Origin of the sequence: Lacticaseibacillus thailandensis DSM 22698 = JCM 13996, from assembly GCF_001436135.1 — a bacterium.
Lineage (GTDB): Bacteria > Bacillota > Bacilli > Lactobacillales > Lactobacillaceae > Lacticaseibacillus > Lacticaseibacillus thailandensis.
Map to the genome: position 1 here is coordinate 709263 of NZ_AYZK01000001.1, position 25977 is coordinate 735239.

General features: G+C 57.2%; 24 protein-coding genes and 1 pseudogene. 2 read left to right on the plus strand and 23 right to left on the minus strand.

What is annotated here, in order from left to right; genetic code table 11:
• Positions 1 to 36 precede the first annotated feature (36 nt).
• From purD to murB, 17 genes and pseudogenes are all read right to left on the minus strand, one after another.
• On the minus strand, positions 37 to 1275 hold the full coding sequence (gene purD, locus FD19_RS03220; RefSeq protein WP_054751009.1) for a phosphoribosylamine--glycine ligase: 1239 nt from the start codon (positions 1273 to 1275) through the stop codon (positions 37 to 39).
• 17 nt (positions 1276 to 1292) lie between these two features.
• On the minus strand, positions 1293 to 2822 hold the full coding sequence (gene purH / locus FD19_RS03225; RefSeq protein WP_054751008.1) for a bifunctional phosphoribosylaminoimidazolecarboxamide formyltransferase/IMP cyclohydrolase: 1530 nt from the start codon (positions 2820 to 2822) through the stop codon (positions 1293 to 1295).
• A gap of 1 nt (position 2823) precedes the next feature.
• Entirely contained in the window at positions 2824 to 3393 is a 570-nt protein-coding gene (gene purN / locus FD19_RS03230) for a phosphoribosylglycinamide formyltransferase (protein ID WP_054751007.1), read from the minus strand.
• Positions 3386 to 4405 (minus strand): phosphoribosylformylglycinamidine cyclo-ligase, encoded by a 1020-nt coding sequence (gene purM, locus FD19_RS03235; RefSeq protein ID WP_054751006.1) that lies wholly within the window; start codon positions 4403 to 4405, stop codon positions 3386 to 3388. The genes purN and purM overlap by 8 nt, the downstream gene beginning before the upstream one ends.
• Positions 4402 to 5859 (minus strand): amidophosphoribosyltransferase, encoded by a 1458-nt coding sequence (purF, locus tag FD19_RS03240; protein WP_054751005.1) that lies wholly within the window; start codon positions 5857 to 5859, stop codon positions 4402 to 4404. Before purF ends, purM begins: the two co-directional genes overlap by 4 nt.
• The gene (gene purL / locus FD19_RS03245) at positions 5844 to 8054 is read right to left on the minus strand and encodes a phosphoribosylformylglycinamidine synthase subunit PurL (RefSeq protein ID WP_056969104.1); all 2211 of its coding nucleotides are present in this window, start codon (positions 8052 to 8054) and stop codon (positions 5844 to 5846) included. Before purL ends, purF begins: the two co-directional genes overlap by 16 nt.
• A complete protein-coding gene (gene purQ / locus FD19_RS03250) occupies positions 8041 to 8724 on the minus strand; it encodes a phosphoribosylformylglycinamidine synthase subunit PurQ (protein WP_056969105.1) in 684 nt (227 codons plus the stop codon). Before purQ ends, purL begins: the two co-directional genes overlap by 14 nt.
• Entirely contained in the window at positions 8721 to 8984 is a 264-nt protein-coding gene (gene purS, locus FD19_RS03255; RefSeq protein ID WP_054751004.1) for a phosphoribosylformylglycinamidine synthase subunit PurS, read from the minus strand. Before purS ends, purQ begins: the two co-directional genes overlap by 4 nt.
• Positions 8977 to 9720, minus strand: coding sequence for a phosphoribosylaminoimidazolesuccinocarboxamide synthase (locus FD19_RS03260; RefSeq protein ID WP_054751003.1), 744 nt, complete (start codon positions 9718 to 9720; stop codon positions 8977 to 8979). The genes purS and FD19_RS03260 overlap by 8 nt, the downstream gene beginning before the upstream one ends.
• 1 nt (position 9721) lies before the next feature.
• On the minus strand, positions 9722 to 10849 hold the full coding sequence (gene purK / locus FD19_RS03265; protein WP_054751002.1) for a 5-(carboxyamino)imidazole ribonucleotide synthase: 1128 nt from the start codon (positions 10847 to 10849) through the stop codon (positions 9722 to 9724).
• Positions 10842 to 11330 carry a 5-(carboxyamino)imidazole ribonucleotide mutase gene (purE, locus tag FD19_RS03270; protein WP_056969106.1) on the minus strand — a complete coding sequence of 163 codons (489 nt, stop codon included), beginning with the start codon at positions 11328 to 11330 and terminating at the stop codon, positions 10842 to 10844. Before purE ends, purK begins: the two co-directional genes overlap by 8 nt.
• Positions 11331 to 11527: 197 nt before the next feature.
• Positions 11528 to 12576, minus strand: a pseudogene (locus tag FD19_RS03275) (ABC transporter substrate-binding protein).
• A gap of 1 nt (position 12577) precedes the next feature.
• Positions 12578 to 13384: an ABC transporter permease gene (locus tag FD19_RS03280; RefSeq protein ID WP_056969107.1), complete on the minus strand. Its 807-nt coding sequence runs from the start codon at positions 13382 to 13384 to the stop codon at positions 12578 to 12580.
• Positions 13377 to 14201 carry an ABC transporter permease gene (locus tag FD19_RS03285; protein WP_056969108.1) on the minus strand — a complete coding sequence of 275 codons (825 nt, stop codon included), beginning with the start codon at positions 14199 to 14201 and terminating at the stop codon, positions 13377 to 13379. Before FD19_RS03285 ends, FD19_RS03280 begins: the two co-directional genes overlap by 8 nt.
• A gap of 3 nt (positions 14202 to 14204) precedes the next feature.
• Positions 14205 to 15293, minus strand: a complete 1089-nt coding sequence (locus tag FD19_RS03290) for an ABC transporter ATP-binding protein (protein WP_056969152.1) — start codon at positions 15291 to 15293, stop codon at positions 14205 to 14207.
• Positions 15294 to 15355: 62 nt separating this feature from the next.
• Complete coding sequence (locus FD19_RS03295) at positions 15356 to 17500, minus strand: cation:proton antiporter (protein WP_056969109.1); 2145 nt, start codon at positions 17498 to 17500, stop codon at positions 15356 to 15358.
• Positions 17501 to 17525: 25 nt separating this feature from the next.
• Positions 17526 to 18461 carry a UDP-N-acetylmuramate dehydrogenase gene (gene murB, locus FD19_RS03300; protein ID WP_056969153.1) on the minus strand — a complete coding sequence of 312 codons (936 nt, stop codon included), beginning with the start codon at positions 18459 to 18461 and terminating at the stop codon, positions 17526 to 17528.
• Positions 18462 to 18932: 471 nt separating this feature from the next.
• On the opposite strand from murB, the gene FD19_RS03305 reads away from it, so the two are divergent.
• Positions 18933 to 19700: an exodeoxyribonuclease III gene (locus FD19_RS03305; RefSeq protein WP_056969110.1), complete on the plus strand. Its 768-nt coding sequence runs from the start codon at positions 18933 to 18935 to the stop codon at positions 19698 to 19700.
• A 2-nt stretch (positions 19701 to 19702) separates the two neighbouring features.
• Positions 19703 to 20236 (plus strand): 3'-5' exonuclease, encoded by a 534-nt coding sequence (locus tag FD19_RS03310; RefSeq protein ID WP_054751001.1) that lies wholly within the window; start codon positions 19703 to 19705, stop codon positions 20234 to 20236.
• Positions 20237 to 20297: 61 nt separating this feature from the next.
• Here the strand turns inward: FD19_RS03310 and FD19_RS03315 are convergent, their stop codons facing one another.
• The 6 genes from FD19_RS03315 to FD19_RS03340 all read right to left on the minus strand — a co-directional run bounded on the left by FD19_RS03315 (position 20298) and on the right by FD19_RS03340 (position 25952).
• Positions 20298 to 22202 (minus strand): M13-type metalloendopeptidase, encoded by a 1905-nt coding sequence (locus FD19_RS03315; RefSeq protein WP_054751000.1) that lies wholly within the window; start codon positions 22200 to 22202, stop codon positions 20298 to 20300.
• A gap of 62 nt (positions 22203 to 22264) precedes the next feature.
• The gene (locus FD19_RS03320) at positions 22265 to 23095 is read right to left on the minus strand and encodes an aldo/keto reductase (RefSeq protein WP_056969111.1); all 831 of its coding nucleotides are present in this window, start codon (positions 23093 to 23095) and stop codon (positions 22265 to 22267) included.
• A gap of 50 nt (positions 23096 to 23145) precedes the next feature.
• Positions 23146 to 23619 (minus strand): tRNA (adenosine(37)-N6)-threonylcarbamoyltransferase complex ATPase subunit type 1 TsaE, encoded by a 474-nt coding sequence (tsaE, locus tag FD19_RS03325; protein ID WP_054750999.1) that lies wholly within the window; start codon positions 23617 to 23619, stop codon positions 23146 to 23148.
• Positions 23612 to 24595: a phosphate acetyltransferase gene (gene pta, locus FD19_RS03330; RefSeq protein WP_056969112.1), complete on the minus strand. Its 984-nt coding sequence runs from the start codon at positions 24593 to 24595 to the stop codon at positions 23612 to 23614. The genes tsaE and pta overlap by 8 nt, the downstream gene beginning before the upstream one ends.
• A gap of 64 nt (positions 24596 to 24659) precedes the next feature.
• The gene (locus FD19_RS03335) at positions 24660 to 25352 is read right to left on the minus strand and encodes a uracil-DNA glycosylase (RefSeq protein WP_054750998.1); all 693 of its coding nucleotides are present in this window, start codon (positions 25350 to 25352) and stop codon (positions 24660 to 24662) included.
• Positions 25353 to 25442: 90 nt separating this feature from the next.
• Entirely contained in the window at positions 25443 to 25952 is a 510-nt protein-coding gene (locus FD19_RS03340) for a hypothetical protein (RefSeq protein ID WP_056969113.1), read from the minus strand.
• Positions 25953 to 25977 lie beyond the last annotated feature (25 nt).

The window sequence follows — 25977 nt, forward strand, 5'->3', positions numbered from 1 at the left end:
CCATTGCCCTTGATGGCCTTGTTATCGCACTAGCCCTCATTGCAGCGCGTGAACACCAATATCCTCGCGGTACGCTAGTGCGTCCGCCCACGGCGCCACGAGCTGATAGGTCGCCCGCACCGCGGCACGGGCATCAGCACCACTACCCACCACGGTGACGACCCGACCGCCACTACTTTGCCACTGTCCATTAACCTGACGCACCGCCGCGGGCAACCAGTGATTCAAAGAGGCGACCAGTGGCGTCATTACGGCTACGGGTGGCTGACTGGTTGCCGGGTATCCCGGGTGCACGAGCACCACCCCGCAATAGGTCCGACCATCGAGGTGCAGCCGTGGTTGTTGCCCGTCCAACAACTGCATAATCACGCTGAAAAAGTCGTCGGTCAACTGCGGCAACAACACCTGCGTTTCGGGGTCCCCCAACCGCATATTGTATTCTAGCACCCGCGGTCCCGCCGCGGTAAACATCAACCCGGTATACAGCACCCCACAGCCATCGAGCCCCTCAGCGTGAATACCGTTAATGGTGCGTGTCACGATGTTCTGCGCTTGCTGCACCGCGGTAGCATCGAATTGGGGTGCCGGACTAATGGCGCCCATGCCACCAGTGTTGGGACCCGTATCACCGTTAAACCGCCGCTTATGGTCCTGCGACAACGGCAACATCACCCAGTGCTGGCCGGCAAAGAGGGTCATGACGGAGGCTTCCTCACCGCGGAGGTATTCCTCCACCAGTAGGGGCGCATCCACCTGCTGCTGGTAGACCAGCGCAATCGCTTGGTCGGCGGCCGCCGTGGTGGTGACAATCTGCACGCCCTTACCGGCTGCCAACCCGTCCGCCTTGAGCACCACGGGCACCCCCATCGTCCGTACCTGGGCTCGCGCAGCATCCGCGTCATGCACCAGCACAGCCCGTGCCGTCGGGATCCCATGCCGGGCCATAAAGTCCTTAGCAAAGGCCTTGCTACCCTCGAGTTGGGCCAACGCTTGGTGGGGACCAAAGATACGCAGGTGTGCGGCGGTAAAGTAATCCACGATGCCTGCGACTAAGGGTACCTCGGGTCCTACGAACGTCAGGTCCACATGTTTCCGGGCAAAAGCTACCAGGCCCGCAAAATCAAGCACGTCAAGCGCAACTGGTTCCAATCCGCGCAACTGCATGCCCTCATTACCAGGGGCCACGTAGACGTGCTCGACTCGCGGTGAGCGCTTGAACGCCACCCCTAATGCGCTTTCCCGCGCACCACTACCAATGACCAATACGTTTTGCACCATCTTTGCCTCCCCTATTAGTGCCGGAAGTGCCGCACGCCAGTCGTGACCATTGCGATGCCGTACTCGTTGGCCTTGTCGATCGACTCCTGGTCGCGAATACTACCACCAGGTTGGATGATTGCCCGAATGCCGTGTTGTGCGGCGTATTCCACCGTGTCACCCATCGGGAAGAAGGCGTCGCTAGCTAGCACCGCGCCGGCAAAGTTGCTGTGCGTTTGCGCGGCGGTCAAGGCAATTTCAGCCGACCCGATACGATTCATTTGCCCGGCGCCGATACCGAGGGTTTGGCCGTCTTTGGCCACCACGATGGCATTGCTCTTAACGTGTTTGACGACAATTTGCGCGAACAGCAGGGCCTGTACCTGCGCGGGAGTCGGCGCCAAATCGGTCACCACGGTCAGGTCGGCCGCCGTCTCCACCCGGTGGTCGGCCTCCTGCACCAGCACACCACCACTCACCGAGACGGTTTCCATCATCCGTGGTGCTGGTTGTGCGTGGTCCGCTAGCTGGATGGTGAGAATGCGGAGGTTCTTCTTTTGGGCCAGAATGGCGAGGGCGTCATCATCATAACTTGGTGCCATGACAATTTCGAGGAATAACGCGTGCATTTTGGTGGCGGTGGCCAAATCTACGTTGCGGTTGAGTGCAATAATACCGCCAAAGATGGAGGTACTGTCAGCCGCAAAGGCTTTATCCCACGCCGCTTCGATGGTTGCACCCTGGCCAATCCCACACGGATTCATGTGCTTCATTGCGACCACGGTTGGTTGGCTGAATTCGTTGATCGTTTGCAGTGCCGCATCCGCGTCTTTGAGGTTGTTAAACGATAATTCCTTTCCGTGTAGCTGGTGCGCCGCCGCAATACTGTGGGGATCAGGATACGGTTCGGCATAGAATGCCGCCGCTTGGTGACTGTTTTCTCCGTAGCGCATCGTTTGACGCTTCACGTACGTCGGCGTATAGGTGTCCGGGAACTCAGCGGTTGTCAGGTAGGCGGCAATTTGGGCATCATACGCAGCGGTGGTGCGGAACACCTTGGCCGCCAGTTCACGACGCATGGCCTGATCATCTTGATCCAAACCAGCTAAAACCTTGGGGTAGTCGGCCGGATCAACCACCGCCCATACGCTATCGGCGTTCTTCGCGGCCGCGCGTAACGCTGAAGGCCCGCCGATATCGATCTGTTCGATGGCCTCAGTCCGCGTGATTCCTGCCCGCTGAATGGTCGCCGCAAACGGGTACAAGTTCACGCACACCACATCAATCGGAGTAATCTCCGCGTTAGCCAAAGCGGCCATGTCGTCCAGCTGGTCACGCCGGGCTAAAATGCCCGCATGGATACGCGGGTGTAAGGTCTTCACGCGGCCCCCGAGCATTTCGGGGAACCCCGTCACCGTAGCCACACTGGTCACCGCGATACCCGCAGCAACTAATTGTTGTTCCGTACCACCAGTCGCCACAATTTCAAAACCACGGTCCACTAGTCCCTGAGCGAATGTCTCTAGCCCCTGCTTATTGGACACACTGAGTAATGCACGCTTCATCTTAGATTGTTCCTCCTTGAACTAACTGACGCACGGTTGCTGGCAACAATTGGTGCTCCACCCGGTGAATTTGGGCGGTTAAATCCTCAAGACTCATCCCGGTAGTAATTGGTACCGGCACCTGGGCAATGATCTGCCCAGAATCTACGCCGGCGTCAACGTAGTGGACAGTGACCCCGGTCACCTTCACGCCGTAGTGCCACGCGTCTTCGATGCCGGTGCGGCCGGGAAAACTAGGCAACAACGCCGGGTGCAAATTAATGATACGTTGCGGGTACGCGTTCAAAAGCGTGGGCCCTAAAATGCGCATGTATCCTGCCAGTACGATCAGATCGATTGGGGGTAGTTGGGCCAAAATACGGCGTTCCGCCGTAGTCTTGCTGCCCGCCGTGCGGTAGTCAACCACAATCACTGGTATTTGCGCCCGAGTGGCTTTGGCCACCACCGGCGCATCGGCATGGTCACACACCAGTGCACGGATAACGATATCGGTGCGGCCGGCAAATGCGTTGACCAGGGCCTGAAAGTTCGAGCCGGTGCCAGAAGCAAAAATGGCAATTGATTTACTCATGTGCCGCCTCCTGCCACACAATAGGTGCCTGCTGGCCCCGCGTGACAACGCGACCGACCCGCACCGCGGTGGGGCAAGCAGCCACCACCGCTGGCCACGTTACCGGGTCAATGGCGGCCACCATCCCCATACCGAGGTTAAAGGTCCGCCGCATTTCCGCCACGTCTAGCTGACCAGCGGCTTGTAACCGCTGGAACAGCTCCGGCCAGCGCCACGCTTGGGGATCCACGCTGGCGGTCAGGGTGGCCGGCAACATGCGGGGCACGTTTTCGGTCCACCCGCCGCCCGTGATGTGCGCCAACCCGTGGATCAATCCTCCTTGGACCAGCGGTAGCAAGGAAGACACATAGATGCGGGTCGGCATCAGCAACGCCGTGGTCATGCTCCGGCCGTCCGAAAGGCGTGCGTTACCCAGATCCGTCCGCCGTAATAGTTGCCGCACCAACGAAAAGCCGTTAGCGTGCACGCCACTACTGGGGAAACCGACTAGCAGGTCACCTGCGGCCACACCTTGCGGCAGTAACCGCCTTTGGTCAGCAATACCGACGCCGAACCCCGCGAGATCAAAGTGACCATGTTCATACATATCGGGCATTTCGGCCGTTTCGCCACCAATGAGCGCCATGCCCGCCTGCCGACAGCCATCCGCAATACCCGCTACCAGCTTAGTTGCCAGAGCGGGCTCGAGGTGCCCCACCGCCATGTAGTCCAGGAAAAACTGGGGTTGGGCGCCATCCGCCAACAGATCATTGGCCACCATGGCGACCAGGTCCACGCCCAACCCGTCAACCGTCCCAGCCGCTTGCGCCAACAGGACTTTGGTGCCGACTCCATCCGTCGCTGCTAGTAGCGTTGGGTGGGCGACGTCCGGTAACGAATAGGCGGCTGCAAAGCCACCCAAACGGGACAATACGTGCTCATTATGGGTCCTGGCGGCAAGTGGACCAAACTGGCGCACCGCTGCGGCACCAGCTGCAATATCTACACCCGCTTCACGATATGCATCCGTCATGCGCTGACCTCCCCCACGTTAATGTATAACTGGGCCAATTCTGACCGCAACGTCGCATCATAATCGTCTAATGGCGTGGGGTATTCCCCCGTAAAGTACGCCACGCACAGCCCGTGGTGTGGGGCCGTACTGGTTAAATTCACACTTTGCTCCAACCCCGCGACCGATAAAAAGGCTAATGAATCCACGCCTAACAGCGTGCGCATGGCCGCCACACTGTGATTGGCCGCCATGAGTTCGTGGGTCGACTGGATATCAATACCGTAGAAACACGGGAACCGCAACGGTGGGCTACTAATACGCAGATGAATTGACTTGGCCCCCGCGTCCCGCAGCAACTTAACGATTTGGCGGGCCGTGGTGCCGCGCACTAGTGAGTCATCCACCAGTACGACGCGTTTGCCAGCGACAACTGGACGAATCGCGCTCAGCTTCATTCGGACACTGCGTTCGCGCAACGCCTGGGTCGGCTGGATGAAGGTCCGGGCCACGTACTGACTTTTGACTAGCCCCATTTCGTAGGGAATGCCGGACTCCTGCGCGTAACCCATGGCCGCAGAAAGCGACGAGTTGGGAACTCCGCACACGATGTCGGCCGCCACCGGTTGTTCTTGCGCCAAGCGCCGGCCCATGCGCACCCGCGCCTGGTGCACGTTGACCCCATGAATCTCGGAATCGGGCCGGGCAAAGTAGATGTACTCCATGGAGCACACAGCCAGCTGCGTGTGCGTCGTGTAGTGGTCAAAACGGACGCCACTCTGATCCACGATGACTAGCCCACCTGGAGCCACGTCCTGGACGAAGGTTGCCCCCACCGCGTTGAGCGCCGCGGTCTCACTGCAAATGACCGTGCCACCGTCAGGTAGGGTGCCCACCACCAGCGGTCGAAACCCGTTGGGATCACTAGCAGCATATAAACCGTGCTCCGTTAACAACATAAAGGCAAAGCCGCCGTGGACCTGGTTCAACGCATCTTTGAGTTGCGCCACAAAGGTGGTCTGATGACTACGGCGAATCAGGTGCATTAACACTTCCGTATCCGACGACGACTGGAAAATGGCGCCTCCTTCTTCCAGCTGGGCGCGCAGGGAACGGGCGTTGGTGAGGTTGCCATTGTGAGCCAACGCCACGTCCCCCGTGGTGGTAAACCGGAACAGTAAGGGTTGAATATTCTCCAAAACGCGCCCACCGGCCGTCGAATAACGCACGTGTCCCAGGGCGGCACGGCCGCGAAGGCTAGCTAACTGCTGGGGTTTGGTGAACACTTCGGCCAGTAACCCCAGGCCGCGATGACGCACCATCCCCGCGTCGGTCAGACCCACGATGCCGGCACCTTCTTGGCCCCGATGCTGCAATATGTGTAGCCCCAGGTAAGTGATATCGGCGGCATGGTCATCATCCCAGACGCCAAACAGGCCGCACTCTTCGTTTAACCCTTTTATTTCATCAGACACGGAATCGCCTCCTCGTACTGTATTTGCAACTCTGCTACCGGTATGTCGATCGTTTCATCCTGCGTGGTGACTGCGAGTGTGTTCGCCGCGGTGGTGGTACCCAAATAACAGGCCTCTTCACCAAGTAATTGCTCAAACGCCGCAATTTGGTCTGGGGCGACCGTGACCAAAAACCGGCTGGGCGTCTCGGCAAACCACAGGCTATTCGGCACAGCATAATTGACCGTCGCCCCGATGCCCCGAGTAAAGGTCATCTCGGCTAACCCCGCAGCCAGGCCACCAACACTCAGGTCATGGGCGGCTGTCACTAAACCCTGACGAATTGCGGCTAAGACGACTTGCTGGCGCCGTTGCTCGGTCGCTAAATCTAAACCAAACAACCGCCCCCGCACGCCACCGGTCAGCATCTTTTGCAATTCCGTTCCGTTAAAGTCCGTGCCAGTGGTCCCCACCAGGTACAGCACCTCACCCGGTTCCCGAAAGTAGTTGGGGGTAACGTCGGTTAGGTGCCTGATCAGCCCCACCATTCCAATCATTGGCGTTGGGTAAATCGCCGCTCCATCGGTCTCGTTGTACAGCGACACGTTACCGGAAACGACCGGCGTGTTCAGCGCCTTGGTGGCGGCCACAATGCCCTTCGCCGATGCGGCTAGTTCGTAAAAGTGTTCAGGGTTCGTCGGGTCCCCATAATTCAGGCAGTCAGTCACCCCTAATGGCTCTGCCCCGGTGGCAACCAAGTTACGAGCCGCCTCCGCGACCACCATGGCTCCACCCCGTTCTGGGTCCAGGTAAAGGTACCGGCCATTGCTATCGGTCGTCAGTGCTAGCGCCCGGTGGGTGCCGCGGACGCGAATAACGCCAGCATCACCACCGGGGAGCACCATCGTGTTCGTTTTGACCTGGGCGTCATACCGCTGGTACAGGCTGCGCTTACTAGCGACCGTGGGTTGGGCCATCAGCGCTAACCAGGTGGCCCGTATATCGGTGACCGTGGGCGTAAAATCACTGGCCGGTTTAGCGAGACGGGCCGGCCGTACCCCCACCTGATGGTAGATGGGTGCGTCGTCGGTCAACAAACTTACCGGCACGTCGCAAACCACCTGTCCGTGCTGCACCAACTGGTACTGGTGCCCGGCCGTGACGCGGCCAATGGCCACGGCATCCAACCCGTTCTGGGTAAAGACGTCCATTACTTCTTGTTCAGCCCCCGCCTGAACACACAGCAACATGCGTTCCTGGGACTCCGACAACATAATTTCGTAGGGTGTCATCCCCGGTTCACGCTGCGGTACCCGGTCGAGGTCGAGGCGCATGCCCGCACCTGCTTTGTCCGCCATCTCCACACTGGAACTGACCAACCCGGCCGCCCCCATGTCCTGGATGCCCACTAGTACCGCCCGGTGTGCGCGGGAGACCTCCAAGCAAGCGTCCGTCAACAGCTTTTCCATAAACGGGTCACCGACCTGCACTGCCGCGCAGTCAGCGTCACCCGCGGCGCTAAATTCGGCGGAGGCAAAGCTGGCCCCGTTAATACCATCCCGACCAGTTTTCGCTCCTACATAGATAATGGCGTTGCCAACCCCGGCCGCCCGGCCCCGCTGAATAGCGTCGCGGTCCATCACCCCGACACACATTGCGTTCACCAGCGGATTCTGGGCGTAGGTAGCGTCGAAATTCGTCTCCCCACCGACCGTGGGAATCCCGATGGCGTTGCCATAACCGCCGATACCAGCCACAACCCGGTCCACCAGGTGCCGTACATGCGCGTCATTCAGTTCGCCAAAGCTCAAGGAATCCAAAATGGCCACCGGTTCTGCGCCAATGGAAAAGATGTCCCGAATAATCCCCCCGACCCCGGTCGCTGCACCCTCGTACGGCTCCACCGCGCTAGGATGATTGTGACTTTCGGCCTTGAACACCACCGCCTTGCCCTCACCAATGTCGATGACCCCAGCACCCTCACCGGGGCCCATTAACACCCGGTCGTTGTGCGTCCAAAATTGGCGCAAGACCGGCTTGCTGTACTTATAGGCGCAGTGTTCACTCCACATTCCTGATGCCAGGCCCACTTCGGTGAAACTAGGCAACCGGCCCAGCTTAGATACCATTCGCTGGTATTCATCCTCAGTGAGTCCCCAGTCCAGGTAGGGTTGTTGCTGCCGGACTGCTTCTGGAGTTAATTCAACGACCCGCATAAGCTGCCTCCTTCGTTGCTGTCAATAACGAGGTAAACACACCCAACCCGTCAGTACCGCCCAAAATGGCCTCCACGGCACGTTCCGGGTGGGGCATCATGCCCAGCACGTTACCAGCACGGTTGGTAATGCCGGCAATATCATGCGCACTCCCATTCGGATTGTGTTGGTACCGGAAAACCACCTGGTGGTGCCGCTCCAGCGACGCAAGCGTATCCGCATCCGCGTAGTAGTTACCCTCACCATGAGCAATGGGCAAGGTGATCTGGGCCCCGTCGGCGTACGCGTTGGTAAACGCGGTGCTGTTATTCACCACGGTCAGGGGGGCCGGTGCACACACAAAGTCCAACTGGGCGTTGCTTTGTAAGGCTCCGGGCAATAACCCTGCCGCCGTCAATATCTGAAACCCGTTGCAAATGCCAATAATGTACCCACCGGCCGCAGCGAACCGTTGCACCGCCGCCATAATGGGTGCCAAGCTGGCAATGGCCCCACTGCAGAGATAGTCACCGTAGGAAAAGCCACCCGGAATCATGACGACGTCAAAGCCAGTCAGCGTCCTGGCACTTGCCGGTACGAGTTCGGCAGTCGCCCCAGCTACTAGGCGCGTCGCCCACAATAAGTCCTGATCACAATTCGAACCCGGAAAGCTTAGTACCGCCGCCTTCATACTGTGGCCTCCCCAACTGGAGTCACCGTGAAATGGTAGGTTTCCATGCTGACATTGGCCAACAGGCGGTCACAAATGCGGTCCACCTGTGCAGTGGCTGCGTCAACATCAGTGGCGGTCAGGGTCAACTCGAAGTACTTACCCATCATCACCGTCGCTACGTTGTCATCACCCAAACGGACTAAAGCTTTATGGATTGCCTGGGCTTGGGGATCCAAAACGGACGGCTTGTAATTGACAAAGATCTTGGCCTTATACATGGTGCACCTCCTGTTGAGTCGCTTGTAAACGCCGTAACACCTCCGCGTAGACCGGCACCAGTGGCCCTTCATCCTGACGAAAAACGTCCTTATCCAACGATGCATGGGTTTGAGCGTCAATTAACCGCATGTTATCCGGCGACAGTTCGTCAGCGAGCACCAACGTGCCATCAGCGAGCCGGCCAAATTCAAGCTTAAAATCTACCAACTCGATTCCGGCACGGGCCCACCGCGCGGTCAGCCAGGTGTTGACCTGATCCGCCATGGTCCGTAACGTGTCCAGTGTTGCGCGAGGGGCAATCCCTAAAGCGACAATCTGTTCATCGTTCATGAACGGATCGTCTAATGCGTCGGATTTGTAGTAAAACTCATGAATGGCGGGATCGAGCACCCGTAATGGCGTCACGTTAAACCGACTCACAAAGTGGCCGGAAGCGCGGTTGCGTACCACCACCTCGAGTGGAATCATCTTGGCCCGCCGCACCAACATGTTTTGGTTATCCATGTCGGTCACAAAGTGCGTGGGGAACCCAGTTGCCGCCAGCTCCTTAAATAGCAAGCCCGAAATATGCAGGTTTAACGTGCCTTTGCCGTCAATTGCCACCTTCTTCTTACCGTTGAGGGCCGTTGCCTGGTCCAGGTAGTACACCCACAATAACTCCGGGTCATCCGTACTAAAGACTTGCTTAGCCTTCCCGGCATACAGTAAAACTCCTTGCTTAACGTCCTGTTTCACGTTACTGGCCTCCTAACTTGACCTGTGCCAACAAGTGCGTTTGTTCATCGGTTAATGGTGCGGTCACGGTGAGGTGCCCCATTTTGCGCCCGTGTCGGATCGCGGCTTTGCCGTAATCATGCACGTGCCACTCTGGGTGGGCTGGCCACTGCGCCCGGGCTGCCAGCAGATCATCGCCCAGCAAATTGCGCATGACCGCGCGCTCTACCAGCCGGACCGGCGGAATGGGTAACCCACAAATACTCAGGATGTGCGCCGCAAACTGCGACACGTTGCACGCTTCGATGCTGTAATGACCCGAATTGTGTGGTCGCGGTGCCAGTTCGTTGACCAGCACGCCGTTCGCAGTCGCAAATAGTTCGATGCCCAGGACGCCGCGCAGATCAAGCCCCACCGCGATACGCGCCGCCAGCCGGTCGATCTGCGCATGAACCGCTGCTGGTAAGTTAGGAGCAGGCGCAATCGTGGTGTGCAAAATATGTTGTGCGTGCCGATTTTCGACGACCGGAAAGGTGCGTACGTAGTCGCGACCGTCGCGGGTCACCATCAGCGACAACTCCCGCTCAAACTGACAACGCCGTTCCAAAATGCACGGACCCTGCGCCGCCAACCGGCGCGCTGCGGGGAGGTCGTCGGGACCATTCACGTCCTGCTGTCCGTGCCCGTCGTACCCGCCAGTAGTTGTCTTTAAAATCGCGGGGTAACCCACCCGCGTAACGGCCGCAGGCAAAGCGTCTGGATCCGGTACACTGGCAAAGTCGGTGACTGGCACCCCAACGACGTCCCGCAAAAACGACTTTTCCCGCAACCGGTCCCTGGTGATGGCTAGTAACTCCGTACCCTGGGGCAGGGCGGCCACGCTAGCGGCGCGGGTCAAAGCCGTTAAATCCACATTTTCAAATTCATAGGTCAGCACGTCGCTCCGCTGGGCCAAGGTCATCAAGGCGTCCTGATCATCATACGGGGCCGTGATCTGGAAATCAGCCACCTGGCTGGTGGGCGAATCCGGTGTGGGCTCCAACGTGCCGACCCGATATCCCATCGCGCGGGCCGCAAGTGCCAGCATCCGGCCTAACTGACCCCCGCCCACGATGCCAATGGTGGCCGGCGGCAAAATCGGCTTATTCATCAATGGTGGCCTCACTTTCCGTGGCACGCTGCGTCTGCGCGGTGCGAAAAGCCTCCAGACGCCCGGCTACCTGGCGGTCAGTGACCGCCAGGATGGCTGCCGCAAAAAGGGCCGCATTGGTGGCTCCCGCTGCGCCAATTGCCATCGTACCGACCGGGACGCCACCCGGCATCTGCACAATCGACAGCAACGAATCCATTCCGTTTAATGTTCGTGTTTTGATGGGCACGCCCACCACCGGCAACGTGGTGTTGGCAGCCAACATCCCCGGTAAATGCGCGGCACCACCCGCACCAGCAATAATGACTGCGTACCCCGCGGCCCGGGCAGAACGACCAAATTTTGCCAAGGTGTCCGGCATCCGGTGAGCCGAAATAACCTTGCTATCATAGGCAATACCTAGTTCCGTTAACTGTTGTGTTGCTAACTGCATTGTGGGCCAATCTGAAGTCGAGCCCATCACCACTGCTACCTTCGTCATCGGTAATCTCCTTTTCCCGTTGTTGCCATGAGTGTAGCACGGAATTATGGACCGTTCAACGCTAAAAGGGAACAATTTTATTGTTCGTATTTTTATTGTTCGTGTTTTGCTGATGTCTAAGCACTCTTGCCAACCAAAAAAGACGGCCAGCCCGCGGCTACATGCCGTGCAGGTTGACCGTCTTTAACGGCGCCAAATTACTTGCGGTACATCTTAAATTCAAGGAACAGGTCGTTGTATTCGCCCACTACTTTGGGTGCCAAATCGTCATAGACTTCTAGGTGCCGCATCGTAGCAGCATCCGGGTAAAACTGGCGGTCGTTGCGCACCGAGGCTGGCAAAAGTGCCCGGGCCCGGTTGTTCGGCGTCGCGTACCCGACGTACTCGGCGTTTTGCGCCGCGTTTTGCGGTTGCATCATGAAGTTCAGGAAAGCGTAAATAGCCTTGAAGTGCTTCGCCGTCCGTGGAATGACCAGGTTGTCAAACCACAAGTTACTCCCCTCGCTCGGTACCACGTAGTGCAAGTGCTTGTTCTCGGCGAGCATTTCGCTGGCTTCACCTGACCAGTCCACCGCAATGGCGGCCTCATCTTGCTCCATATACATTTTGATTTCGTCAGCGACAACCGCCTTCACGTTTGGGGTCAACGTGAAGGCGGTTGGTCGGTAGTGTTCATCGACTTTCCCAACGACACCAAGCTCATCCCCATGATGTCTCGTGCCGAATCAATCAGCATAATGTCACCCCGATACCGGCGCGACCACAGATCATTCCAGTGCTGGATAGCTCCGGGTTTGACGTACTTATCGTTATAAATGATGCCGAGTGTGCCCCAGAAGTACGGGATGGAATACTTGTTGCCCGGATCAAAGCTACGGTTCATGAAGGCTGACCCAAAGTTGTGCAGGCCATGCAGGCGCGACCGGTCTAACTTGAGGAGCAGCCCCTCTTTGCGCATCTTAGCGACCATGTACTCGCTGGGCACCGTCAGGTCATAGTCGGTGCCACCCTGCTTGATCTTGGTGTACATCCCCTCGTTACTATCAAAGGTTTCCAGATTAACGTGGTAACCCGTTTCCCGCTCAAACTTAGTGATTAGTTTGGGGTCAATGTAATCTCCCCAGTTAGCGAGGTTAAGCACATTGCGCCCGGTATCGCCCGTGGACGCGGACAACCGGTGACTACCAACGGCCAAACCCAAGCAGGCCACGATAATGGCCATTGCTAAAGCAATCAGCTTTTTCATGTTACCGGGTCACCCCCCGCTTTTTGGTCTTCCGCGCACTCTGCCCGCGCTGGACAAAGTAATAACCCACAACCAATACCAGGGCAAAGATAAACATGATGCCCGACAGTGCGTTGATCTCGAGACTAATACCTTGGCGAGCCCGCGCGTAAATTTCCACTGACAAGGTCTCAAAACCGTTCCCAGTCACGAAGAAGGTCACCGCAAAGTCATCCAGTGAGTAGGTCATCGCCATGAAAAATCCGGCAAAAATCCCCGGCGTAATGAACGGAATGATCACGTCTTTCAACACCTGCAGATTGGACGCACCAATATCACGCGCCGCGTCAATCAGGCTGGCCGACAGTTCCCGTAATTTTGGTAACACCATCAACACAACAATGGGAATGGAAAACGCAATGTGACTGAGCAGTACCGACATGAACCCCAGGGGTACCCGTAACGCCGTGAAGAAGATCAAAAAGCTGGCACCAATAATCACGTCCGGACTCACCATCAAAATATTGTTGAGCGATAAAATCGTGTTCTTAACTGACGGCCGCGTGGTGTTGTTAATCGCCAGTGCCCCCAGCGTGCCAATGATCGTCGCAACTAGCGCTGATAACAGCGCCACAATCAACGTATCGAGCACGATTTGAATCATGCGTGGATCAGCAAACAGCTCCTGGTAGTGCTGCCAAGTAAACCCGTGGTAGTTGGTCATCCGTTCCCCCTCCGAGAACGAGTAGAGGATCAGGTAGCCAATGGGCAGGTACAAAACCACAAACGTTAACAGCAGATAAAGGTGGGACCACTTAAATTTACGCACGGTGAATCACCCGCCCTTTCCGGTGTTGCCGCTCACTCGTCAGTAGCATGATGATCACCATGGCGACAATAAGTACCACGCCGATGGTCGAACCCATGCCCCAGTTCATCGTGGTGAGGAAATGTTCCTCAATGGCAGTCCCCAGCGTAATCACGCGGTTACCACCAATGAGCCGGGTCAGCATAAAGAGACTCAGACTGGGAATGAAGACGGCTTGCACACCGCTTTTGACCCCTGACATACTCAGGGGCAGCACAACGCGGGTAAACGTTTGCCAGCCACTAGCCCCCAGGTCCTTACTAGCGTTGATCAGACCCTCGTTGAGTTCCTCAATGGCATTAAAGATGGGTAAAATCATGAACGGAATTTCGATGTACGCCGCCACGAGAATAAACGCGGCGTCAGTAAATAGGAACTGATGCGGTGCCAGCCCCAGCACACCCAACACGTTGTTGAGGGCACCGTGCTTGCCCAGGATGCCGATAAAAGCGTACGCCTTTAGTAACAGATTGATCCAGGTCGGCATGATCAGTAACAGTAACCACAGCTGCTTGTGCTTGGTGTAGTGCAAAAAGTACGCCGCCGGGTAACTCACCAATAGCGTCACCGCCGTGATGATGAGGGCGTACCACACCGAGTTGAACGTCATGGCTAGGTAGGTGCCGGATTGGAAGTATTCGACGTAATTAGTCAGGGTAAAGTGCCCGTTGGTGTCAAAAAAACTTTGGTAACAGATCAGCACCACCGGGGCGACCACAAACAACGTCAACCACAGGAAGTACGGGATGTAGTAACCCGCATTAACGGTTTTACGCATGGTTTACTCCTCCTCGTAACTCTCCAACCGGGCATCAAAGTCTTCCTCCGACTCGCCAAAGCGCATCACGTGAATGTCCTCCGGGTCAAAGTACAAACCCACCAAGCCCTTTTCCGGCGCCGGGTTGGTCGAATGAATCAGCCACTCATTATCTGCATCGTCATAGGCCACAATTTCGTAGTAGTCCCCACGGAACAACTGGGTGTCGACCCGTACTGCGACTTTCCCCTGTGCCAACGCCGTAATGTCGAGGTCCTCCGGGCGTAAAACGACTTCCACGGCTTCGTTCGGCCGCATCCCCGCGTCTGCACACTCAAAGGTTTTCCCGTTGAACTGCACCTGGTAATCGGCAATCATACGGCCGCGCACAATGTTGCTTTGACCGATAAAGTCCGCCACAAAGTGGTTGATGGGCTCGTCGTAGATGTCCACGGGCGTGCCACTTTGCTGTACCTGGCCGTCGTTCATGACAAAAATCTCATCAGACAACGCCAGTGCTTCTTCCTGGTCGTGGGTCACAAAGAGGAACGTGATGCCCAGCCGTTGCTGCAACTCCCGCAACTCGTACTGCATGTCCTGCCGCAACTTGGCGTCCAGGGCCGAAAGTGGTTCGTCGAGCAATAAGACCTTGGGTTCCAACACAATGGCACGGGCAATGGCCACCCGTTGCTGCTGCCCTCCGGATAGTTCACCAATCATGCGGTCACCGAGATTATCCAACCGCACCATGTGAAGGGCGTCCTGCACCCGCGTCATGATGGCAGCTTTGTCGACCTTGCGAATGCGCAGGCCGTACGCCACGTTATCAAAAACGTCCATGTGTGGAAACAGGGCGTAATCCTGAAACACGGTATTAACGTCGCGCTGGTTGGCGGGAATATCGTTGACCCGCTGCCCCGCAATCATGACGTCACCACCACTCACGCTCAAAAAGCCCGCAATTGCCCGCAGGATGGTGGTCTTACCGCTCCCAGAAGGTCCGAGCAGGGTATAGAACTTCCCCGCCTCCAAACTAATGTCGATATCCTTGAGGACGGTCGTGTCCCCGTAGTTCTTAAACACGTGACGCAATTCAACGATTGGTGTTGTCAAGGCGTTTTCCCCCATATATGTATCACCCCAACCCGTGGGGTGTACCTGTAATTGATCGTGCGTTAGGACGCATCGTTCGCGTCGGCCAGGTTCACCGCGTTTTCACTGTAACTCACGTCCGCACTCAGCTTGGTCGCCATGCGCGTCGTGATGTAACCATTATCCATTAAGCGCCGAATGGCTGACCGTTCGGCCGCAAAGCCGAGCAGTCGTAGCCGCCGTAATTCATCATCATATTCGGTATTGCGTTGTTGCCCGGCCGCCTTTGCGCTGGCAATACGGTTGCGGTAGTGCACCACTTGTGCGTACACCATCTGCCGGTCGTACTGCGCCGCCGCTGCCGGCTGTTGGCGCATCACGGCACTCAGGTGTTTCAGACCCCCTTTGGCCGTCTCCTTCTCGACCAGCAACTGCTCATTGTAGTGATGACCAGCTCGGCGGTCGCCCAGCCGCAGATGCGCCATACTCCGTTTAACGCGTCGCCACCGGTGCCGCAACCACGCGGACGGGCTGCGCCGCCCGGCGTGGGTCAACGACCGGTCAATGTCTTCGACCCGCTGTTGAATACGTTCGCGGGTGGCTAGGTAAGTATCCGCCAAAATCCGACCATCACGCCACAGTTGCGTGAGCGCCCGTTGCTCGCCCACTAAGCCGATGCGCCGCAAATTCAGCTCGTCCGCTAACAGTGGCGGAATGGCGTCATCGGGGGCGTCGGCGTTGATGTACGCCAGACGCCGAATGCGGTCTTGGTATTCCGCTAACAGGTCCAAGGCGGGTTTCTGGTTGTCCGTCCGCCGTTCGGACTCGATCATCCGCACGGCCGATTGGAGGGTGTAACTTTGCGCCTCTGGGTACGTCAACTGGGCGGCAACCACGGCGTCGTCATCATCATCGTCGTCATTCTGATCGGACGCGGCTAGGGCTGCGGAATCACCACGGCCCTGAACCACGACCCGTTCCCGCGTAATCAGCGGGAGCGCAACGGACGCCATGACCAAGCTCAAAATAACCACACCGGCGGCGACAAAGAGAATCAGTGACCGCGACGGAAATCCCGCTCCGCTGGCCACCGTTGCTGGGAGTGACAACACCCCAATCAGGGTAATAGCACCACGCACACCGGAAATACCGGCAACCAACGCTTGTTGCACCGAGGGCCACCGCCAGGGCTGGCTAGGGTTATGGGTGCGGCGGGCGGTTAGTACCAAATTGCCGTACAGCCAGGCCACCCGGACCACAAGTAGCAGCACGTACATCAACCCGACCAGGAGCAGCGCCTGGATGGTGCTAGCCTGTTCACTGCGAATGGTCGCCCCCATTGCCATGGGCAATTCCATTCCCAACAGCACAAAAATGATTCCGTTCAGCAAGTACACCACGATGTCCCAGGTGCGTTCCGAAACCAACCGTAATTCCGGTAGGACCGAACTTTGGAGACTGGTTTGGCCGTTACTCAGTAACCCTGCAATGACGACCGCGATGACCCCCGACGCGTGCAACAACTCGTCAGCAACAAAGTAAACCACAAAGGGAGTTAAAATTTGTAGTGCGGTGTGCAGGGCGTAGTCGTTGATACCCTGCTTCAATAGCCAACGCCGTAACGCATTAATGCACGTAATCAGTATGAATCCCACGAGTAACCCAACGACGGTGACGTAGGCAAAGTCGCGTACCGCGTTCCGCAGAACGAACGCGCCCGAAACCGCGGCCGCCACCGCGTACTTAAAACTGATCAGCCCACTGGCGTCGTTAATCATGCTTTCGCCGGCGACCAAGTTTAAAACGTTCTTCGGTAGGTGGATTCGCGCCGCCAACCCCTGCACGGCGATTAAGTCCGTTGGGGATAAAATTGCGGCTAACGCAAAGGTGGCCGCCAAGGGAATACCCGGAGCTACCCAGTGCAAGACGTACCCACCCACCACGGTTGAGGCCAACACCAACAGGACGGCGTTACCCAAAATGGGGCCCCGGAGGTACCACAATTGGCGTTTAGGGTAATGTCGCCCATCGTTAAACAGCAGGGGGGCCATGAACAGCAACATGAACCAATCCGTGCTGACCTGGAGCTGAATGCGAAACGCCAGCGCCACAATCAAACCCAAAGCGGCCTGAATCAAAGCTACAGGGACCACCACCAGGTAACGGTTGATGACACTACCCAGGATGACCAGGGCAACCATTGCCATGATACTTTCAATTAACTCCATGGTTGTCCCTCCTCACTCCAACTGTTTATTCTGGGTCGCGCCCCGCGTGGTGTTCAGGGTGAGCCGGTTCTGACCCAATGATACGGACCTCAGGCTGTAAGTCCACGTTAAACATTGGGTCCACGTGCGCCTGTACGTAGTGGATCATGTCCACGTAATCGGTCGCGGTAGCGTGGTCAATGTTAACGATGAACCCCGCGTGCTTGGTCGAAATCTGTGCCCCACCAATAATGTGGCCCTGTAGCCCAGCTTTTTGAATCATCGGCCCAACGTAGTGTCCCGTTGGCCGCCGGAAAACACTGCCACAGGACGGGTATTCGAGTGGCTGTTTAGCCGCCCGTCGCGCGTTCAATTCGTCCATCCGTGCACGAATGGCCTGGGCATCACCCGGGGTCAGGGCAAAAGTAGCACTTAACACAATATCTTCAGTTTGTTGCACGTATGAGTGCCGGTAAGCAAAGTCCATTTGGCTGTTAGTGTACGTCTTGAACTGGCCATCACGGGTCAGCACGTCAACGGTGGCCAAACAATCTTTGACTTCACCACCGTAGGCTCCAGCATTCATAAAGACCGCCCCACCAACGGAGCCGGGGATACCGGCTGCAAATTCCAGGCCAGATAGGCCCGCGGATGCGGCCGCATCGGCCGTATCAATAATACGGGCGCCGGCAGCCGCAGTGACACCACTAGCCGTCACCTGAATATCATGCATATGCGTCAGGATCATGGTCAGGCCGCGGATGCCGCCATCACGGACGATGAGGTTACTGGCGTTGCCAATTACGGTTAGGGGTATGCGCTCGATTTGCGCGTAATCCACCAGGGCGTGAACTTGCGCCACCGTTTCGGGGAAGGCCAGCAGATCGGCTGGGCCACCCGTTTTGGTAAAGGTATAGTTGGATAAAGGTTCGTCCACCATCACCGGCAAACCGGCGACTGTTTTTGTTGCTACTGACACCATCATCACGTCCGTTTCCAAAATGTTCGTGGGCGCCCGCGAGCGGGTGTCCATACTGATGAAATTCTAACATAGATGACGCTCAGCGTGTAGCACCGCGGTGGCACCATTACCACTGGATATTGGCGCGTGTGCTAGCCCCCTACGCCTTGGTGAACCACTCATGATGACCGCTGCCCGGACGCACCCCTGCAACTGGCCCAGTAGAGCCCATTTCCGGCATGATGCAGCACACTCGTTACCTATCGATTCAATAGCCAATACGGAACAACCACGACCGAGTTTTGGAACCAGGCAACGTTATGTTCGCCATACCAGTGTGGGTGATGATACGTATATTTTTTTGCCGCCACTACCCGTGCCCAAAAAACACAGACCACCACGATACGAACTGGCGTGGACACTACCGGTGAGGTTCGTTAAAATTAGGGTAACGTTGTTGCCGCGCTGAGTGGACACAAGAAGGGGTGCATAATGAAATTTATTTCTTGGAACGTTAATGGTCTGCGGGCCGTGTTGAAGAAAAACTTTTACGAGGTCATCCAGACGCTCGATGCCGACTGGTTCTGCCTCCAGGAAACCAAGATGCAGGCTGGTCAGGCTGAACTGGACCTCCCTGGTTACCACCAGTACTTCAACTACGCCGAACGCAAAGGTTACTCCGGGACCGCTATTTTGACCAAACACGAACCAGACGCCGTCACTTACGGCATTGGCGTACCGGAATACGACACTGAGGGCCGGGTGATCACCCTATCCTACCCGTCCTTCTACGTCATCACCGTGTACGTCCCCAACTCTGGCAGTGAGCTGAAGCGGCTGGACTTCCGTCAGGGGTTCGACGTGGCCTTCCGGGAGTACACCAGCAAGCTGGCTGCCGATAAGCCAGTGATTTACTGCGGTGACCTCAACGTGGCGCACCAGACGATCGACCTGAAGAACCCCACTAGCAACCACCATCACGCCGGCTTCACCGACGAAGAACGGACGGACTTTACCGCACAACTAGACGCAGGCTTTACTGACACCTTCCGTTACTTTTACCCTGACCAAAAGGACATCTACTCCTGGTGGAGCTACCGCTTTGGCGCCCGCAAACGCAACGCCGGCTGGCGTATCGACTACTTTGTCACCAGTAATGACCTGCAGCCGCAACTGACTGACGCCCAGATCCACACCGACATTATGGGTTCTGACCATTGTCCCGTGGAGTTGGATACCACTAACCTACTGGAGGCATAATTGTGAATTTTATCGCCATGGATTACGAAACCGCCAGTGGCAAGCGGGCCTCCGCTTGCTCTGTCGCCATCGTGGTGGTGCGTAACGACAAAGTAGTGGATTCGTTCTACAACCTGATCAACCCCGAGACCCCCTTTTCGCCGTTTAACATCCGTATCCACCACATTACTCCGGACATGGTGGCCAATGCACCCACCTTTCCCGAACTGTGGCCCCACATTGCCCCGCTATTTACGCGCACGCAACTAGTCGCCGCGCATAACGCCCAGTTTGACGTCAGCGTCTTGCGTAAATCACTGGAACGCTACGGTCTCCCCACCCCTCAATACCAATACATCGATACCGTGGCGACCTCGCGGAGCTTCTTGCCGTCACTAGCGAACCACAAGCTCGACACCGTGAGTGACGCGTTGGGCATCACGCTGAACAACCACCACAACGCCCTCGCGGATTCTTACGCCTGTGCGCGCATCTTGATGTCCGAAAAAGCGCAGTTTGGCAGTCAGGCCCTGAATAATTTTATTAAACTAGCTTAATTATGCGTTCAAAAAACCCGGTGCTTTGTGAATAAACACAAAGCACCGGGTTTTTGCTGTCCTAACGGTCCCAAATCACGACGCGTTGCGCTGGCGGCAGGTATTCCCCATCACCAGGTTGAGCGCCATACGCACGGTACCACTCGCTGAAGTTCATCACTGGCACGTTGACGCGCAGCGTTGCGGGCGCATGTACATCTTGCCGCAACACGGTTTTAGCGCGCTCTGGCCGCATCTTGGTAGCCCAGGACCGGGCATACGCCGTAAAGAATTCCCGTAGTGCCGCCACGCTGGCATCGGGACCGAGCACGGCTAGCGCAACATCCATTCCCGCATTATCGGCCATGTTCTCACTGACCGTGAGGCGACCGTTAACGGGCACCCCTTCGTAATGGCGCCCGTCAAACTGTTGCGCAACGGCGTCCACGATATGGTCAAACGCGACTTTGTCCGCTTCTTGCCACCAGTTGTTCATGGTCCCATGCTCATCAAACATGGCCCCATTATTGTCAAACGAGTGCGAAATTTCGTGCCCAATCGTGGCCCCCGTGCCACCGAGTTTAGCGGCCCGACTCCAGTATAGGGCGTAAAATGGCGGCTGCAAAATTCCGGCCGGAAACGTGATGTCGTTCATCGACGGGTCGTAACAAGCGTTCACCAGGTGCCCAGGCATTTGCCACTCGCTGCGGTCGACCGGCTGACCCACCGTGGACCACCGGTACGCCGTTTCCTCGCGTTCTAGCCGGACCATTGCGCCCAACAAATCAGCATCCGGATCCACATGCAGGTGTTGATACACCGGCGCTGCGTGGTCCGGGTACCCCATTTTGATGCGCATGGTTTTGAGCTTGGCGATCGCTTGATCACGGGTGGATGGACTCAGCCACGTGTTATTTTGCAACTGCACCTCATACTGCGCGATCAACTCACGCACCAGCCCAGTGATATCCCGTTTCGCCGCAGCACCGAAGTAAGTCCGCCCATAGTAAATGCCGATTGGTTCGGCGAGGTATTCATTAGCCACGGCAAAGGCGTGTTTGTGCCACTCCGTCGGTTGGGGTTGGCCAGACAAATAGCGCTGGTAGGCCCCTGCAGCCTGCCGGAGCTCATCACTCAAATACCGGCTGTGATCGATCAGTTCCTGAATCACCGCCATGTGTTGCCACTGGCCGTAATTGTCCGCCGTCACCAGTCGGTCCAACGCGGCCACGTACCGTGGTGTCGGCGTATTGATGCGCACCGGCTGGTTGGGCAGCACCGTAGCCAACGCGGTGGCCAACGTAGTGTCGGCGGTGACCTCGGCAAAGTCCTGCCAAGATAGTGGGTGATCCCAATTAGTATCAACGGCGAACTCTTCGTTAGTGGGTAGCAACGCTGCGGCCCGCCGATCAAAGTTCAGGGCGTCGTCCACGTAACGGTCTGCAGTACGCCCAGTAATGCCGACCGCCGCCAGCAGGGTGCGCGCCATCTGACTCCACGCGGCGAACATCGCATCATTATCGGCATTGGTCTCCTGATACATAGCAGCATCCGGCAAAATGGGGTCGGGACCACTAACATTGAGCATGTTGACCGTAGCGTCGTGAAAATCGGCCATCACAAAAGTGCTCAGTGGCAACGGGTACTGTTCCCGCCACAACGTGGGTAACGCGGCCCGCCACGCACCAACATCTTGCAGGCTCATTAAATAATCCACCCGCGTTCGGATCGGCGCCACACCAAGCCGATTCCGGGCCTCACGGTCATCCGCCAACACGAATAGCCGCGCCGCCGCTAATAGGGACTGATCTGCTGTGGCGATGGTGCCCGCATTAATAGCGCGCAGGTCCCGCACCAGCTTGGCGCGAATCTCATCACCCAAATCGCTATCGGCACCAATCTGGGCTTTGTCCGGTGGAATCACGGTCTGGGCCTGCCAAGCACCGTTAACCGCCATGTATAAATCGTCTGCTGGTCTTACCGTCATCTATTTTCCTCCTCCTAATGAAAACGGTGGTCACCGTTTTCACAGCAGCCACCAAGTTTTCATTAGAACTCTTCGTATTTACTTGGATCCTGATTCTTCAACCGCCCGTCAGGGGTGCTCAGAGCGTTGATCGTTGCCATTTCGTCATCGCTCAGATTAAAGTCAAAAATATCAAGGTTTTCCCGTTGCCGGCTGGCGTGCTGGGACTTCGGAATTGGTAGCGTCCCTAGCTGCACGGCCCAGCGCAAGATGACCTGGCCCACGCCCTTGTTGTGCGCTGCCGCCACCGCTTTGATTGCTGGGTTTTGGAGCACGTCACTAGCCCGGCCCAATGGACTCCAGTCCTCCGTCAAAATGCCGTGCGCTTCATCGTAAGCACGCTGATCAGCCTGGTTGAAGTGCGGATGCAACTCAATTTGGTTGACCACCGGCAGCACGCCGGTTTCACGGTCTAGACGGTCCAGGTAGTCGGGTAGGAAGTTGCAGACCCCGATGGACCGCACCAACCCGAACTGCTGGGCATCGATCAGTGCCTGCCAGGCCTCAACGTACAGGTCCTTGCGGGGGTTAGGCCAGTGAAGTAAGTACAGGTCGAAATAGTCTAGACCCGCGCGGTACAAGCTCTCCTTGAGTGCATCAATCGCCGCCGCCCGGTGGTAATAACGCCCTGGTAGCTTAGAAGTCACGAGCAGTTCCGAACGTGGTACGCCGGCGCCGCGAATGGCGGCCCCGACCGTCCCCTCGTTTTCATAGTTATAAGCCGTGTCGATCAAACGGTAACCTTGGTTGATGGCACTCTCAATAGCCCGTACCCCGTTAGTACCGTTCAGCTTGTAAGTACCAAAGCCGACTTTGGGCAACTGTAATCCATCCCGTAACCGGTAATATTCCATGTGCAAACCCCTTTCCGTAACGGCCTCAACCGTCACATTTTCCTTGTTACTTATGCAGACAGTCCGTTAATGGCTGCTAGCAACACTTGTCCGCGGTCACCTTCACCTTCAGCGGTGATGGTGCGGCGGTTGTCGTCTTGTTCATCTTTGTGAAAGTGCAACGTGACGTACTCGTATGGCGCACTGGCACCCAAAAAGTCTGGCCACTCGACGACGCTCACACCATCACCATCAAAGTATTCCTCAAGCCCGAGGTCCTCGGCGCCACCACCTTCGAGCCGGTAAAGATCCATGTGGTAGAGCGGAATGCGTCCCTCCGGATACTCGTGAATGATGGTAAACGTCGGGCTTTTAATTGGCTGCGTGATGCCAAGTGCTTTACCGAGCCCCTTAGTAAAGCTGGTTTTACCCGCGCCCAAGTCGCCGTCGAGCAACAACACGTCGCCCGCCTGCAGTAGCGGCGCGATGTGACCGGCAAACGCCCGCAACGCCTGCTCGTTATCAAACGTCCACGTTTTAGTCATGACGGCTGGCCAATACCTGGGTGGCCGTCACGAGCGCGGTCTGGTAAACGTCGTCCGTAGACGCCCCACGGGACAGGTCGGACACTGGCTGGTTGAGGCCCTGGAGAATCGGACCCACCGCCTGAAAGCCGCCAAGCCGTTGCGCAATCTTGTAGCCGATGTTCCCCGACTGCAGTTCAGGGAAGACAAAGACGGTTGCGTGCCCAGCCACCTTTGAGTCTGGTGCTTTCTGGGCCCCAACACTCGGCACAAAGGCCGCGTCAAATTGGAGCTCACCATCGATGGGTACGTCTGGCGCGAGGGCCTGCGCCTTGCGCGTGGCCTCCTGCACCTTCGTCACCATGTCTCCAGCCGCAGAACCCTTCGTGGAGAAGGATAACATGGCCACTTTGGGGTCAATACCAAACGCCTTGGCCGTGGCGGCAGACTCCACCGCAATTTCGGCCAGCTCGTCGGCGGATGGGTCAATGTTAATCGCCGTGTCCGCAAACAGGTAGCGCTCATCCCCACGCTGCATGATGAACGCACCACTCGTACGCGAAACACCCGGCTTGGTCTTAATGATCTGCAGCGCTGGCCGCACGGTGTTGGCCGTGGAGTGGACGGCACCGGAGACCAGGCCGTCGACTGCACCGGTGTACACCAGCATGGTGCCAAAGTACGTGGCGTCGCGGACGGCACTCGCTGCCTGCTCTGGCGTGGCCTTACCATGGCGGCGTGCCAAGAAAGCGGCGGCTAATTGGTCTAGGTCGGGATCGGTTTCTGGGTTGCGGATCGTTACGCCGGTAATGTCAAAATCATGCGCGGCAGCTACCTGCTGAATGGCCGCCGGGTCACCCAGCAGCACGGCGTTGATCACCCCGCGCGACTGTAACTTAGCCACGGCGCCCAGAATCCGTGGTTCAGTGCCCTCAGGAAAGACGATGGTGACGCCTTTACCCTTGACGTTCTGTTCCAAAGTTGCGAATAAGTCCACGATGATACCCCCTATTGTTTGCGATACTTCATTTTAACAAGGCTGGTGTACAAAACCAACCGCCCTAGTCCGTCCGTTCCACGTGTTCGGGCAACCGCCAATCAATGGGTTGCTCGCCCATGCGTTCCAGGGCTGCGTTCGTGCGTGAAAACGGCTTGCTACCAAAGAAACCGCGGTAGGCCGAGAGTGGACTCGGGTGGGCAGACGCAATCACCACGTTTTTGCTTTCATCAATCAGGGGCCGTTTATTTTGCGCGGACCGGCCCCAGAGAATGAATACCACCCCGCCGCGAGCAGATAACGCCTTGATGGCGGCGTCGGTTAATTCTTCCCACCCCTTACCACGATGGGAATTGGCGCGGTGGGCCCGCACCGTCAGCACCGCATTGAGTAGCAGTACCCCCTGTTCAGCCCAGGCCCGCAAGTAACCGTGGTTCACTGGCGGGATCCCCAAGTCATCCTGCAACTCCTGGTAAATGTTCACCAGCGACGGCGGAATCTGCACGCCCGGAGCCACGGCAAAGCTGGCCCCGACGGCCTGATGCTCCTCATGGTACGGGTCCTGATCCAAAATAACTACGCGGGTCTGACTAAACGGCGTCCATTCAAACGCCTGAAAAATATGGTACATGTCTGGGTAAATGGTCTGGTTGCTGTATTCGCTCCGCAAAAACTGGTGCAACCGGGCATATGTAGGGCCAGCAAAGACGGGTGCTAACACTTCTTGCCAGTCATTGTGAATAATTGTTTTGGTCACAAGACACCATCCTTCCGCTCACCATCATAAAATAGTGGCCTCACTGCCCTGGTGCGCCACTAGTGATCGTTTTTGGCCGCCCATTAAGGACTAGGCACTACCAAACGAGTACTGTAGTGGCGGCTTTTTTTGTGCATTCGTCACGACCCGAACGCGGTCCAACGCTGCAGCCACTAACACCGCCGTGACGCTGTCGGCTTCTTTATCCACCTGGACACGCAGGGTGCGCCCGCCACTAGTCATCACGGGTGCCATGCCAAAGACGAAGCTAAACCCCTGAAAGCCGCGGTAAGAGTCACTCTTTTCGGTGCCAGCGATGAGCCACCCACCATGCCGCAACAAGTACAGCGGGTGGCCACCACCGCGCGCGACCCGTACTAAGGTGTTACTTTCCTCGCCCACCCGTAATTCAAAGCGGGCTGCCTGTTCTTCGTCCGCACTGATCGTACCGATCACTTCATGTTCGGGAAACGAAAACGCCCGAAAACCAATGGCCGTGCCGAAACTACGCCGCACGCCCAACAACGTGTGGTTGTCTACGTCACGTACGCTTGCAATCCGCCCAGATTGTAACGGTGCAGTTTCAAAATACAAGTCCACGCATAATCGCCTCCTCACACGAACA

Bases quoted from the DNA above. Each gene is read 5' to 3' on its own strand.
- FD19_RS03285 (WP_056969108.1), bottom strand. From the start codon at position 14,201: ATGCGTAAAACCGTTAATGCGGGTTACTACATCCCGTACTTCCTGTGG.
- purS (WP_054751004.1), bottom strand. From the start codon at position 8,984: ATGTATAAGGCCAAGATCTTTGTCAATTACAAGCCGTCCGTTTTGGAT.
- FD19_RS03320 (WP_056969111.1), bottom strand. From the start codon at position 23,095: ATGGAATATTACCGGTTACGGGATGGATTACAGTTGCCCAAAGTCGGC.
- FD19_RS03305 (WP_056969110.1), top strand. From the start codon at position 18,933: ATGAAATTTATTTCTTGGAACGTTAATGGTCTGCGGGCCGTGTTGAAG.
- FD19_RS03295 (WP_056969109.1), bottom strand. From the start codon at position 17,500: ATGGAGTTAATTGAAAGTATCATGGCAATGGTTGCCCTGGTCATCCTG.
- purE (WP_056969106.1), bottom strand. From the start codon at position 11,330: ATGACGAAGGTAGCAGTGGTGATGGGCTCGACTTCAGATTGGCCCACA.
- purH (WP_054751008.1), bottom strand. From the start codon at position 2,822: ATGAAGCGTGCATTACTCAGTGTGTCCAATAAGCAGGGGCTAGAGACA.
- murB (WP_056969153.1), bottom strand. From the start codon at position 18,461: ATGGTGTCAGTAGCAACAAAAACAGTCGCCGGTTTGCCGGTGATGGTG.
- tsaE (WP_054750999.1), bottom strand. From the start codon at position 23,619: ATGACTAAAACGTGGACGTTTGATAACGAGCAGGCGTTGCGGGCGTTT.
- purL (WP_056969104.1), bottom strand. From the start codon at position 8,054: ATGCGGGTCGTTGAATTAACTCCAGAAGCAGTCCGGCAGCAACAACCC.
- purM (WP_054751006.1), bottom strand. From the start codon at position 4,405: ATGACGGATGCATATCGTGAAGCGGGTGTAGATATTGCAGCTGGTGCC.
- purN (WP_054751007.1), bottom strand. From the start codon at position 3,393: ATGAGTAAATCAATTGCCATTTTTGCTTCTGGCACCGGCTCGAACTTT.
- purQ (WP_056969105.1), bottom strand. From the start codon at position 8,724: ATGAAGGCGGCGGTACTAAGCTTTCCGGGTTCGAATTGTGATCAGGAC.
- purK (WP_054751002.1), bottom strand. From the start codon at position 10,849: ATGAATAAGCCGATTTTGCCGCCGGCCACCATTGGCATCGTGGGCGGG.
- FD19_RS03315 (WP_054751000.1), bottom strand. From the start codon at position 22,202: ATGACGGTAAGACCAGCAGACGATTTATACATGGCGGTTAACGGTGCT.